The sequence below is a fragment of the Spirosoma areae genome, assembly GCF_054781775.1.
Genome location: NZ_BAAGTT010000016.1, coordinates 462,537 through 476,161, shown reverse-complemented (window position 1 = coordinate 476,161; position 13,625 = coordinate 462,537). Strand labels below are relative to the sequence as shown.

The 13,625-nt window shown below is 51.9% G+C and carries 10 protein-coding genes; 3 read left to right on the top strand and 7 right to left on the bottom strand.

The genetic code is table 11. The features are described 5' to 3' along the window. Position 1: 1 nt before the first annotated feature. Complete coding sequence (locus tag ACYVI1_RS08095; protein ID WP_460908642.1) at positions 2-547, bottom strand: hypothetical protein; 546 nt, start codon at positions 545-547, stop codon at positions 2-4. Positions 548-576: 29 nt separating this feature from the next. Beyond that, on the bottom strand, positions 577-1,386 hold the full coding sequence (locus ACYVI1_RS08090; RefSeq protein WP_460908640.1) for a hypothetical protein: 810 nt from the start codon (positions 1,384-1,386) through the stop codon (positions 577-579). 129 nt (positions 1,387-1,515) lie between these two features. Between ACYVI1_RS08090 and ACYVI1_RS08085 the strand changes: the two genes are divergently transcribed. Then, entirely contained in the window at positions 1,516-1,764 is a 249-nt protein-coding gene (locus ACYVI1_RS08085) for a hypothetical protein (RefSeq protein ID WP_460908638.1), read from the top strand. Between the two features lie 801 nt (positions 1,765-2,565). Here ACYVI1_RS08085 and ACYVI1_RS08080 read toward each other — a convergent pair. Together ACYVI1_RS08080 and ACYVI1_RS08075 are read right to left on the bottom strand one after the other, a co-directional pair. Then, a complete protein-coding gene (locus ACYVI1_RS08080; protein WP_460908636.1) occupies positions 2,566-3,771 on the bottom strand; it encodes a DUF4249 domain-containing protein in 1,206 nt (401 codons plus the stop codon). Positions 3,772-3,777: 6 nt separating this feature from the next. Beyond that, positions 3,778-6,168 carry a TonB-dependent receptor gene (locus ACYVI1_RS08075; RefSeq protein ID WP_460908633.1) on the bottom strand — a complete coding sequence of 797 codons (2,391 nt, stop codon included), beginning with the start codon at positions 6,166-6,168 and terminating at the stop codon, positions 3,778-3,780. Positions 6,169-6,236: 68 nt separating this feature from the next. Between ACYVI1_RS08075 and ACYVI1_RS08070 the strand changes: the two genes are divergently transcribed. Beyond that, positions 6,237-7,514, top strand: coding sequence for a DUF4249 domain-containing protein (locus tag ACYVI1_RS08070; RefSeq protein ID WP_460908631.1), 1,278 nt, complete (start codon positions 6,237-6,239; stop codon positions 7,512-7,514). 530 nt (positions 7,515-8,044) lie between these two features. Here ACYVI1_RS08070 and ACYVI1_RS08065 read toward each other — a convergent pair. Then, entirely contained in the window at positions 8,045-11,362 is a 3,318-nt protein-coding gene (locus ACYVI1_RS08065; protein WP_460908629.1) for a S41 family peptidase, read from the bottom strand. A gap of 458 nt (positions 11,363-11,820) precedes the next feature. Between ACYVI1_RS08065 and ACYVI1_RS08060 the strand changes: the two genes are divergently transcribed. Next, positions 11,821-11,994: a hypothetical protein gene (locus tag ACYVI1_RS08060; RefSeq protein WP_460908627.1), complete on the top strand. Its 174-nt coding sequence runs from the start codon at positions 11,821-11,823 to the stop codon at positions 11,992-11,994. A gap of 1 nt (position 11,995) precedes the next feature. Here ACYVI1_RS08060 and ACYVI1_RS08055 read toward each other — a convergent pair whose 3' ends face one another. Beyond that, the gene (locus ACYVI1_RS08055) at positions 11,996-12,388 is read right to left on the bottom strand and encodes a site-specific integrase (protein ID WP_460908625.1); all 393 of its coding nucleotides are present in this window, start codon (positions 12,386-12,388) and stop codon (positions 11,996-11,998) included. A 685-nt stretch (positions 12,389-13,073) separates the two neighbouring features. Then, positions 13,074-13,595, bottom strand: a complete 522-nt coding sequence (locus ACYVI1_RS08050; protein ID WP_460908623.1) for a dienelactone hydrolase family protein — start codon at positions 13,593-13,595, stop codon at positions 13,074-13,076. Positions 13,596-13,625: the final 30 nt, after the last annotated feature.

The following is a 13,625-nucleotide window of genomic DNA, read 5'->3' as shown; positions in this document are numbered from 1 at the left end:
ATTAATTGTCGGAAGGCGTCGGGAAGTTGTCAGCAGCGGGGGTTGTCTGGGCGGGAAAGTACTGGCGAATGATGGGCAGGACGATGGCCGAGCGGTGGGGCTGCTTGACCAGTTGGGTGAGTACCGCTTCGGTCATCGGACCGGCGTGGGCGGTGATGGCATCCCAATTGACCTCGATGTCCTTGCCCTTCTTGATGGTTTTAGCACCGGTCTTGATGGCCGACATGACCATCATCCCCAGGGCGCTATCCCGAAAGTCCCTGGAGAACATTTCTTTGTTAGCCAGCAGAAACCGGCAGATGCTACCGGGGGTGTACTCCGAGGTATGCAGGCCGTTTTCGTCGATGAGTCCCGATTTAGTCAGGATCTGAAACAGGTTTTCGCAGAACTGCTCCCACTGGTTACGGGCCATCACGCCCGCGTTCCATTCTTGTAAGAACGTTTCCGCCAGAATGCCCGGAATGGCCTCTGCACGTTTGATGAGGAGTGGTCCCCCGTTTAAGGGTAGAATTTCCCCCTCAATTTCGATATACGCTAGTATTTTCATAAGCAGACAACTCAGACATGATAAAGCAATTACTGGAGGTGGGGAGCTAACAACTCCTCGAAATAGGTACTGTAGTATTCCGGGGTCCGCCAACTGTTGTTGGCCGCTTCGACGCACAATTGTTCGATGAGTTGAGGCAGCACCTGAATGACATTACCAAGGGATAGTAGCTGATCTTTGTCCTTCTGGTGGGCATCGACGGTCGCCTTTAACTCTTTTGCCACATCCTGATAGCGTTCATACCAGGTATCCTTTGCAGGCGGTAGTATCTCAGGTAGTACCCCAGGTACTACCGATTCTGGCGGGACGGGTGCGGGAGGTGTACCGTTTAGAGAATTGGCCTTGTTGAGTTCACTCGTTAACGTGCTTAGCTCATAGCGGGCTTCCCGCAGTTGAGTCTGGGCAATCTGAAGTTGACCTTTTAAGGATTCGGCTTCCAGAAAGGACCGGCGTAACTCTTCATGCTTGCTCAATAATTCGACGCCATAAGAGTGCATCGTAACGGGGGGTGTACCGTAGGGTAATACCGCATTAAGGTTGGCGATCATCCGCTCCATTGTCGGTATTACCGACATGGGTAATTTATAGGTTTTAGGTATTGTTCCTTCGGTAATACCTTCGGGTTCATGTTGCGGTAAACCGGCCAGATTACCTTGAATTACCGGGTTTACCGGGGTAATACCGGGTTGAGGTATTACCGGTAGTACCGGCTCGGAGGTATTACCTGATAATGCCTGTAAAGGAATCGTTACGGATGGGTTTTGAGGGGCTTCGGCTGGCGACTCAGCCTGGGGAGGTACTACCTCAGGTAGTACCTCGGTATTACGTTCTGTTTGCATCGGTAGTACCTTGTTTCTGTCGAAGGTAGTACCCACTATTCCGCTAACTTTTACTTCTCTAATTTTATGGTATCTTGTGACACTTTTTGACACTAAATCAGGTGTATACACCGGTATACCTCACAACCAATGTCGAATCAACACAATCCCCGCGAACGCCTGACGGCGAAGGATTTCCAAAACATCATGGGCTTTAAGCGATCCCGCGCGTTGTCCTATTATCGCCAAATCAAGCAGGCTAAAAAGCGACGGGCAGAGCTGAAAGGAGCCAGGCGAGCAGACAGTATTGAAGCGACGACGACCTATGTGTTTGTCGATGATTTAGCCGAGTATTCGGGCCTGAGTCGCGAGGTCATTAAAGCGGGATTAGTCGATTAGCTGACGGGGCGATAAGCAGCTATGTATGGTAGTTTTATCGTTTTGTACAAAATCCGTAGTTTGAAGCTATGGGCAATTTAGAATACAAGTTAACGATCAGTCATCAGCTTGTAATCTTCCCAGACGAGTTGGATAACTAACTTTATGTAAAGGGAGTATTCATATATAAGCTTAAAAAATTCTCAGCCGTCATACTTGAAATAATGTAAATCTTAACCGTTCATAAGGAATGTGGCTGTTGCAAAAGTGGTAGTTGATTCCTGGAAGCCTGACTTATCCGCCCATTTCTGGCCATCAAAAGATTGAAAAATACCTTTTTTTACAGAGTTATTTTTAGTCGGTTTCGACTTTTGCAACAGACACAATTCTTATATTGAGGGAATATTCTAAGATCAACCACCTTATACAGTTCATAAAAACAAGCTGAATTGTCCTATGGAAAGGGAAGAGAAAAGCGCACTATTATGTTAATGGAATATCCCTAGACTGAGACTGTCAACTGTGAGTAAAATACCGCTAAAAACGGCTTTTTGATAGCTATGTAACTTTACACAATTACTGATTATACAACAAATCGTTATACAATTTTAAATCTGAGCAGGGATGGTACGCATTTGTGCTTTTTTAGTCATCTTCGTAATCAGTGTAGATAGCCTCATTGCACAGTAGTGTAATGTTAAGGAAGAGATTAATCCCCTGAATGACTCTTTGTGTTGGATCATAGGCACAAAATATCACCTCGAATTCATACCAGAAGCACTTTGTACCGCTGATTCCAGCTTCGGGCGTTTAATTCACGTTTTAGTCTCGCCAGCCCTGCGGTTGAAAGGGTGTACGGCTGTCGCTGGGTACGCACACGGCTAAAGGCGGGCGACCGCGTACACCCGCTACCGGCTCCTTAAAAGCAGACCGACCATTGAGGTAAGTGAATAACTTTGGCCGCTCGGTATCGCCGGGGGCGGCTGGTAACTCGTTTGTCACATTTTTGCGGTCGAGCCAATAGCGAACCGCCGAAACACCCGACGCCGTAAAATACCCAACCACGTTTTCGCGGTCATCCGTTACATTGCGAATGTTGCCAATCGGAGCCGACGGGGGCGTGTCGGTCAGGCCACCCGTGCGCTGGCTTTGCTCGGCTAAGCGTTTGATATAGGTATGAGCCGCCAGCGTCAAAGCCGATTGCCGCACTTCGACCAAGGCGGGCGAATACTGGTAGAACGGAATCTGGCCTACCCGCCGATTGGCGATAATTTTTCCATCGCTGTAGGTGTCAGCGAACTGGTTTAGCTGCGCGCTGAACAGAATTTCCCAGCACTTCGTCCGGCACTCGTAATCAATAGATAGCGGAGGAGGAAACGGCAGTGGCGCAATCCGGTTGTTGAACACGCACCCCTCAACAAGCGTGTTGGTCGCGTCCCGTTCGACGTAAACAAAGTTTTGGGGGCAGGTCCGGCAAAAGTCCTGCCGTTCCCACAGCACCCAATCCCAGCGGTAATAATTCGGCGTACCGGCGGGGTCATTCGTCTCGACGTAAAGGTCATTGGCCGCCCTTAATCCATCCCCAAGCGCGTCTAAACTACGGGGGTTATACTGGTCGGTGATCCTCTCAATGGGCGGTACAGCGGGCATTGTCTCCTCGGAGGATTCGTAACCCATGCCGTCGCTTAGTTGAAAGTGAAGCCGGTAGCGGCCACCCACCCGCCCCCGAAAGCCATCCGGCAGTTGATAAGTGCCGGAGTTGGTCTCCCGCGCTTTTACGGTTTCTACCCCATCGACTATTACCTCAACCGTTGCGCCGGTCAGGGGAATGTTGCCGAAGCGCCCGGTGAAGCGGTCCGCCTTCGAGCGGTTGAGCCGGATGGTCTGTGGTTCGTCTAAGTCAGTAATGGTGCCGTCAACTACCACTACATCGACGGTCGAATCGAAAGCCGGGTCGTAAGGATCGACGCAGCCTGTCAGTACCGTACTGAAAATAAGGCAATGTATAGCCAGTTTGACTAATCGCATCGGTTTTCATTTAAACTCAAAATTGTAGGACAGGCTGGGAATGGGCGCGGCAAAGATCGCCAGCCGGTAGGGAGTTTCGGTTCGGAAGAAGATCGAATAGGCATTCGCGCGACCGTACAGATTGTAGACCGTGAACGTCCATCGGCCCTGCCAGCGACGCCCTTTCTGACTTGGGTTATTGATATTCCAGGCGAAATCGAGCCGGTGGTAATCGGGCAGGCGGTACTGGTTGCGCTCGTCGTAATACGGGTAATTGCGGCCCTGATAGCGCACAAATCCTTCAGGGGCCGTATAGGGTCTGCCGGTGCTGTAGACGAAATTAAACGAAAAACTGTGGTGCTTGGTCTGGTTAATGTTCAGGCTGAGGTTCAGGCTGTGCGGACGGTCATAGTTGGCCGCATACCAGTCGCCCCCGTTGATGCGCTCCCGAAAGTTGGCGCCTTCGGCCACCTGATTAAAGGTGCGGGCGTAGGTGTAATTGACCCAGCCGGTCAGTTCACCCTTTTTCTTAGCCAGCATAATTTCCAGTCCGTAAGCCCGGCTACGACCATGCAACAATTGCGTTTCGGGGTATGGCTGAAGCAGGAAATTGGCTCCTGGCCGGTAATCAACCACATTCTGCGTTGAGCGCCAGTATACCTCCGCCGAGAGTTCGTAGATATTACTCTTAAACGTCTGGAACCAGCCCGCCGACCATAACTGGCTAATTTGGGGGCGAATAAACCCGTCGGCAGTTTTCCAGCGGGCGGTTGGCAGGGGCGTCGTCGTATTGGTTATCACCTGCAAATACTGCCGCATGAGGTTATACCCGACCTTGATGGAAGCATTAGCACCCACCGCGTAGCGCAGACCCAGCCGGGGTTCTAAACCGCCGTAGTGCTGGGTAACCTGCCCGGCCCCATAGCGCACCGAGTCGATTACCGTCGTTTCGTCAGGGAGAGTGCCAGTTTCCGCTCCCGCGTATCGACGCACGAGACTCGGCCCCACATTCATAAAATACGAGTAGCGGAGACCCGCCGAAACCGCCAGCCGTGGCGACAAACTCCATTCGTCTTCGGCGTGGAGGGCCAGTTCGAGACCGTTTTCGATGGGTGTGGTCTGGGCGTTCACGCTGTTGCTGCTGCCGGGCAGCAGTTCGCCGGGGTTGAGCCGGTAGTGGGTCATGCTCACGCCCGCTTCCGCCTTATGATCCGTAGCCTGGTAGCCAAGACTCGATTTCACCTGCCGTTGCACAATTCCCTGCCGAAGCGCGACTTTATTGGCCGTTACGGGTTCCAGCGACAGAATCTGGGGCACATAATGGGCCACCAACGCGGTGGTTTGCAGGTTCAGCCGGGGTTTGATGGCCCAAAACCAGCGCACCATGCCGTTGCTGGTCTGGTGATCATACTGCGTAGCGGTGGCGTTGATGTTTGCTACACTGCCCAGCAAATCGGTCTGAAAGAAGTCGCGGCTGAGGTAACCCATCGCCGTGAGGGTATGCCGATCATTGAGTCGCCAGAACACTTTACCGACCAGATCACCGAATTTAGCCTTAATCTGGTCAAAGCGGGGCGAAACCAACGGCAGCAGAAAGTCGTTGACCGCCCCCCGGCCCGAGATCAGCACCCCCAGCTTTTGCCGCACAATGGGCACTTCGGCCGTTAGCCGGTTGGACACAAAGCTAACGCCCCCCGTCAGCCGGAACTGCTCCAGATCGGGCGTTTTGAGGGCAATGTCGAGCACTGACGCAGCCCGACCACCGTAGCGGGCCGGTACGCTGCCCTTGTACAGATCAAGCCCGCTGACGGCATCGGCGGGAAAGACCGAGAACAGCCCGAACATGTGCGTAGGATTGAACACGGGCGTGTCGTCGAGCAGAATCAGGTTCTGATCGGTGGTGCCGCCCCGGATATTGATGCCGTTGGCCGCTTCGCCCACGCTGGTGACGCCGGGCAGCAGTTGCAGACTGCGGAGAATGTCGACCTCGCCTAAAGCCGTTGGCAGTTTCTGTATGGTCTTGATATTGATCTGGTTAACGCCCAGCAGGGGTTGCCGCACCGTTCGGTCGAAGCCCTTGCTGGTCACGATTACCTCCTCCAACTGACTGGCCACGCTGGGCAGCCGCACGTCGAGGGTGGTGTTTTCGCGCACACGCAGGGTCTGGCGAAACGTTAGGTAGCCCACGTGCCGCACCACAACGATATGCCGACCAGCGGCTGTATTAATCGAAAAACGGCCCTGTCTGTCGGTATACGTGCCGGACGCGGCTTTTTCATAGTCGAGGACAATGGCCGCCCTCTCTAAGGGTTGCCCCGTGGCTGAATCGCGGACCGTGCCGCTGAGGGAATACGTTATCTGGGCATGTACAGCGTGGGCGAACACGACGAAACCAAGCAGCAGAACAAGTCGGTTCATAAAGTAGGGTGCGAATTTTGTTCGTCGTGTACGTAGAACCAGGAAGACTATTGCTTTTAAAGGGAATTATGGACATTTGTTACCTATCGTTCACGCGCTTTCCGTCCGGTCTCATCTTCGGTTGTTTACTATCGGTAATGCTCATGGCAAGTTGCGTCGACCGTTACGAACCCGTCTTCAATGCAACAGTCGATGTCATCGTAGTGGACGGTACGATTACCAACCTGGCCGAACCCCAAATCATTCGGCTCAACCGTTCCAAGGCCGACCCCTTCACAGGCCGCTTTGGGACGCTGCCTATGACCAAGGCAACGGTTGAGGTCGTGGTGGATTCCGCGCAAGTCATTGCCGCCCATGAAACGACGGATGGGACTTATCAGTTGCCAGGTGATTTCCGGGGACAGATCGGTCATACCTACCAATTGCGCTTTACCTTGTCCGATGGCCAGCGATACGAGTCGGCACCCGAGACGATACCCGCCCTGGTGCCCATTAGCCGCGTGTACCACTCCTTCAGCCCAACCGCTCTGCCCACCCAACGCCCCGACGGACAGGCCAGCCGCGTTCGGGCAGCCAGCGAGGTCTTTGTTGACTGGCAGGACCCTGCCGACCAGCGCAACTATTACCGTTGGGGCTGGAAACTGTGGGAAAAGCAGGAATGGTGCCGCACCTGCCAGGATGGCTTCTATCTACTCTGGAATCCATTTAATGAAAACCAGGTCTACGAAGACTGCTATGCGCCCTATACGATGGTCGCGAACGGTGGCGAAGCCATACCCGCTTTTGTTAATGACTACCGGTGTCGAACCCAGTGCTGGGAGATACTGTATGACTCCGATCTCAACCTGTTTGATGATCGATTCAGCAATGGCGGCCAGCTAACCGGACGACGAATCGCCCAGATTCCCTACTACCAGAGCACAGGCTGCTTGGTGGAGGTTCGTCAGTCGTTGCTGACACCAGCCGCCCACACGTATTTCAGTCGATTAGCCGAACAGTCCCAGAATACGGGCGGATTGGCCGATTCGCCCCCGGCCGCGCCCATTGGCAACGTGCGAAACCTGACGAATGACCGGGAGGCCATTGTTGGCCATTTCTCGGCGACATCGGTCTCTTCCGTGCGGTACTGGATCGACCGGAAAGACGCGACCGGTAAGCCGCCAGGTTTGTTTCAGGCACTCAACGGCCTGGAGCCTTCGCCGGAATCGCAGTTTCCCGACCCCAATACCGGTCGGTTTAAGGCCAACCTCGGTGGTGGCGGTAAAAACAGTGATCGGTCGGTCACGGCCATCTGTTTTCCAGCCGACAACCGAACGCCGTTTAAGCCCGAAGGCTGGCGGGATTAAAGTCGATTAGTATTCATTGTGTCTAGTCTAAATTTATAGTCAGTAGATTAGAAACGGTCCTCAAAAGTTGGTATAATGAGCCTTAGATTGTCGTATAATCACCATTATGATTAGCTAAAGCCTTGATTCTACAAAATATAACCCAAGTGACGGATTTTGTACGAAACGGCAAAGCTACTCTATTTGGGAAAACTGGGGTCATTCAAGCAGCGACCACTCGCTATATTCATCTTATGCCTCGCTCAGAGGATGATTTAGATGTTAGCAAGATCGAAAACTTGGTTATTCCTGATTGATCGATCTATCGTTCCAATTGAGTAGCCTCTCGTTAAACATACCTTTCAATACTGAGTGGGCTTACGAAGCCCGATTTACGTTTAATCGGTTGCCAATCGCCGTGCAGACTGGGCTAATTAACCAATTACCAGAACTTGTTAAAAAATATGGGTAGGGCTGACGTTTCGGGCAAAAACCGTCAAGTGACGGTTTTGATCGGTTCAACGGCTTTCAAGAGTCAAAAATTCGAAAAGTCATGGCTTTTTCGCAGGCGTGGAATAGGATGGATTGACTACTGAAGGCCAAGGTTCCTTCTGGAGTAATTTCAGCGCTTCCTCAACCGCTTTTTCGAGTTGCAGATCGTGGCCTTTCGAGACGGCGACGGCGGAGATGGTTTGCTCCATATCGGGCGCGATGCCCGTGTTCTCCGCGACCCATTTGTTACTCATTGGGTCAAAAATGGCGTTGTCAGGGGCCGTCATAGCGCCACCGTCCACAAAGGAATAATGCACCGACGATTTCACCAGACCACCCCAGGTGCGGGTACCGATCAGGGGACCCACTTTCTGTTGACGGAAGATCCAAGGAAAGAAATCACCGCCTGAACCAGCTAGTTCATTGATTAATAATACTTTAGGGCCAAGTATACCGGCAGGTAATCGCAGTGCTTTACCGGCAGGTACTTCATTGGTGATGGAGGCCCGTAGCCGACGGACCATCAGATCAACCATATAGTCGTCCAGGAGTCCTCCTCCGTTAAAACGCTCATCAATAACGGCTCCCTGCTTATCCTGTTGAGCAAAATAATAGCGGTTAAAACTTTCGAAACCTGACCCGCCCGTATTCGGTACCCAGACGTAGCCTAATTTCCCTTTAGACAATTCATCAACTTTACGCCGATTATCTTCTATCCAGGCAAGCTGGCGCAGAGCATTTTCGCGCGTGCCAGGTTGCACTCGTATCGTCCAGGCCCCCTCGGTTGTTGGTTTCATATTCACCGTTAGAATGGTTTGTAAATTAGCCGTCCCATTCAGCAGTTCGTAGGGATCTTTGTCCGTCGTTAGCGGTTGTCCGTTGATGGCCAACAGATAATGTCCCTCTTCTACTTTCAGGTTGGGTTGAGCTAACGGGGCAATCAGACCAGGGTTCCAGCTTTCGGTCGTGTAAATGCGTTTGATCTTCCACCGGCCATCGACGGGGATCAAGTCAGCTCCTAACACTCCAACCCGCGATGTGTCTAACTCAGGGTAGTCGCCACCAAAAACGAAACTATGTCCTACGGAGGTTTCCCCACCGAGTTGGTCAAGTAGGTACGTTAGATCGGCGCGGTGTTTGATATACGGCATCAAGGGAGCGTAGTCATTCCAGACGGTCTGCCAATCTCTGCCGTGCATATTTCGGTCGTAGAAATAGTCGCGTTGATACCGCCAGGCTTCTGTAAAAATTTGCTTCCATTCGTCAAGCCGATTTAACTCCATCCGCAGGTTCATGGCTACGGTTCCTTCAGTGGTGCTTGATGGCTTGGTCGTTGACACGACCCGCCAGTTTTGACCGGCTTTGAACAATAGTTTTTCGCCATTGGCCGATACGGCAAATTGAGAACCCGCTTTGACTAGGTCCTCCAGTTTTTTATCCGCAATCGTGTATTTGCTCAGTGATTTGCCGGTAGAGATGAGCAAACTTCCTTTAGGCCCTGTCAGCAGATCATCATAATTGCCCACTGGAATCGGCATCGCTATAATTCGCCGATCCAAATACTTCCAGTCGATTCGAACGTCTTTAGCTGCTGTTGTGTCCTTTTTGACAACGGCCTTTCTTGAAGCTTTAGGTTTTGGGCCTGGATCTATTTCTGGTTTACTAAGAAGCGCCGGTTTACTGGTGCTATCCGGCTCTTCGTCCGTTTTAAGCGGAAATGGGTTTGTATCATCCTGGCGTAACAGGGTAATATAGACCCCGAACGTTGGTTTGGCCTGTTGGGAACTGGTATTGGCCCAACCCGAGCCCAGGGCGGTATTCGTGCTGGCTAAAAAATACAGATAACGCCCATTCAGGTCCCAGGCCGGCGACATCGCATCAGCTAGAGGATCGCTCAGCGGTCGCGTTTTTTTACTGTCTACCGACCAAACCATGACGTTTCTGAAATTATTAGCCGCGGATTTTATGTAGGCTAGCCATTTGCTGTCGGGCGACCAGGTTAGGCTCATATTGCCCCGGTCTAAATTGGTACCACCCGTATCGACCGTCGTAATGGCCCCGTTCGCTAACTCGAGTATTCGGACTTTTACCGCATTATCGGTGAAGGCAATAAACTTCCCGTTGGGCGACCAAGTAGGATTCCAACCTAGTTTACTGTCACCGATGGAAATCTTTCTTGGCTCTTCGATCCCTTCCTGATCAGCGACATACAGCGCATAATCCTGCCTGTCTTTATCGGAAAACCAAGCAATTTCTCGCCCGTTGGGCGACCAGACGGGTCTGCGATCAGCGGCATCGGAGCTTCGAGTTAGGTTTCGAGGATCACCATTTTCAACCGGCACGGTAAATATATCGCCCCGGGCTTCCAGCAAAATCCGTTTACCCGTCGGCGACAGGGACGCACTGGTTGCCGATTTGGTGACTACTTCTGTATGGGTTTCCGTCCAGGGGAAATCGCCAACAACCTTAATAACCAGTTGATTGCTTTTCCCCGTTTTAGGATCAAGCAGATGCAGATAACCCTTGTGTTCATACACTAGTTCGTTGCCGTTACCTTCCAGCCACTTGATGTCGCCATTCGTTAACTTAGTCACCTGACGTAGTGCGGACGTAGTTGGATTAAACGCCCAGACGTTCATGATAAAGTCGCGGTCAGAGAGGAAGTAAATCTCCTCGTTCATCCAAATCGGACGGATGTCCATGCTGCCTTGCGTTGGGATCGGCTGTTCGGTTAGCGTCTTCAGATCGACTATTTGCAAAGGGGTATTTTGCCCACCCCGATAATGCCGCCATTCGCTATCCCAGCGGCTTACCCGGTCAATGATTAGTTTACTGCCGTCGGATGCGTAACGACCATCGAACCCCCAGGGAACTGGTAATAAAGTAGATGGCCCGCCTTTAGCAGAGACGGTCCAGAGCCGGTTATACCCCGTAGGAGATGTCTCCCGGCTGGAGGCATAGAGGACCTGTTTACCATCAGGTGACCAGCCCCGGGGATACGACGCAGCCGGATACCAAGTGAGCCGGGATGGACTTCCCCCCTGAGACGATACCATATACACCTGCGCGATACCTGACCGATTTGAGCTAAAGGCAAGCCATTGTCCATCCGGCGAAAAATGCGGGTTTTCTTCAGTAGCGGCCGTACTGGTTATGCGTCTGGGTTCCCCGCCGTTTTTGGGCGTTATCCAGATATCTCCGCCATACTCAAATGCTATTTGGGTAGCACTGATTGCGGGTTGTCTAAGCAAGCGTGTTCCTTGATCTTGAGCAAAGGTGGGTGCCCAGATTGTAAGTACGTTCAGGCAGAGGAAGGTTATCGTTTTGGTGAACATCTTAGTATTGAGGGTGGTTTTGACTAAAAGTACATAATTCATGCCGGGCCGCCTGAGCGGTCATTCGACCCTTTTAACCGAGTCGACTGCTCCAAGAAAGGCAAATGAACGTTGAATTTAATCAATCTATCTTCTTGAGCCCTAAGTCATTAATGACTTTATGAATTAGGTAGCGGTCAGAATTGAGATTACAAAATAGGTTTAGCACTACTGCTGTCGTTTACTTAATGATATTCATTTTCAGGTCATAATATACTGAAAATTAGAATTGTAAATAATTTGGTCTGTTCAAACGATTGCGCCGGCGGCCCGGCGCAAGTCGAACGCGACTCCGAGACGAACCGCTCAGGTAGCCCTTTGTGAAAAATATACTTTTCAACTGAACTATCCTAGCTGCAACTGTTAGAAAATCTATTTTCATTTTGCTTCGGCGGTCCGACTGGATGGCCCCGTTTTGCACTAAAGCCCCTCATTTAGAGTCCCAGTTTACCTGACGCATTATGTTTGCGGATATTGCGACGGCGGTCATAGCGCTGGATCATCGTCGTGGTACGGTGTTTGGTCTGATTCATCACTTCCAAATCATCGGCTCCATTGACCTTGGCAATGGTGACAAAACTGGCTCTGAGGGAGTGGGCCGTAAAGTGCTCACCCAGCTGGTGCCGGACCAATAAGTTAACCCACTCGTCGGAAAGCCGCTCCCCAGTGACTCGTTCCCCTTTTCCGAATCCGAACAAATAAGGGACCCTGCTCCCGATCCAACAGGCTTAGCCATTGCTGAATGGCTCCAATGGGGCAATACTCAGGCTCGTTGGCATATGAAACGGCTTTTTCTTCGACTTCGCCAAATTGATTGGTTTTGGAGCGGTCCAGCCGGATAACCATACCGGCTTCGTCGATCGAGATGTGATTGACGTCGAGCTGGGCTAATTCACTGCGTCGAAAGGCCCCCGTGAAACCCAGTAACAGGATCGCCCGGTTGCGCAAACCAGTTGGGGTATGGGGCAGCGCATCCAGAGCCTGGCGCAACTGCCGAACCGAAAAGTCAGGCGCCTGTTTCTGACGCACAGTCTTTTTGAGCTTAAGCCTTTCATAAAGACTTTGAACTGCTCGTAGGTGGTCGGCGATTCGACCCGGTTCTGGCGGTGGAGCTTGGCAATACTGGCCAGATGGCGCTGGATGGTAAAGAAGGAACGCGTCCGTCCCAGGAAGGTCACGTATTCCACCAGGGCAACGGCCGACAGTGGCGTTGATTCGTACCCGTTCTCCCCACACCAAGCCCCGTACTGACGAATGTCCGTCGTAAAGGCCCGGTGAGAATTAGGGGACTCTTGCCGACCTGCCCGCAGATACTCCCGGGCTCTTGCTGAATCTGTTCGTCCACCCGTAGCGAGAGGCTTTGCTGGGAAGCTGGACTGATCGTCAGAGCTTGAGGACCGGTATCGAGTTGACTCATGGGTTGGAAAGGGAAAAGAAAGTCGATGCCTTCTACTTGACCGATTTGATTAAAAAGAAGGCTTTTTGGCAAAGATAGGATTAGTTGTGATAATTGATGGTTATCACGAATAACGAACTTTATAGTTAAATTAAGTGGGTTAGGCTAACGGACAATCAGCCCCGATGAAGATGCCGGGAAAAAGCCGCTTTCACCTGCTGCCACATGGCCCCGAAAGCACATGCCCTTGATGGACTTCAATCAAAAAGGTAAAATTCTCCCAGGCACCCGCTCGCTGATAGGCTTGGCCAATTCGCACTAAGCTGGCTCGAACCGAGTCAATGGGGGAGCCGGGGTCCTGCTCGCCAAAATTAAGGTGCAGCGCCCGGGGGCGATCAGGGAGGCAATCTCGGGGGTATCCCCAAATTGAGCCCAGCCAGGAACAAAATTAGCAAAGCAGTGCAGCAAATGCTGGGCTTCAATGACCTCGTAGGTTGGTAAGCAACAATTGCCCACAATGCAGCGCAACCGAGGTTCCAATGGCCCCACTAACCAGCCGTGGGTTGCGCCCATCGAATGACCATAACAACCGATCTGATTGGCTACTACCTCTGGACGGCTACATAGGTAATCTACCGCACAACGCATATCCAGCACGTTTTTCCAGGCCAAACTACGGCCCCGCACTACCTGGCGCAAAAACTCGAATCGTTCATAGTCGCCATTGGTAAGTTTACCAGTTGGGTCCTGCCGTTCCCCGAAACAGAGCGTATCGGGACACAGGACGACGTAGCCTTCCCGGACCAGCGCTACGGCCGTATGATGGGCATAACCAAACAAACAGGGTAAATTTCCGACTTATGCCTAAAG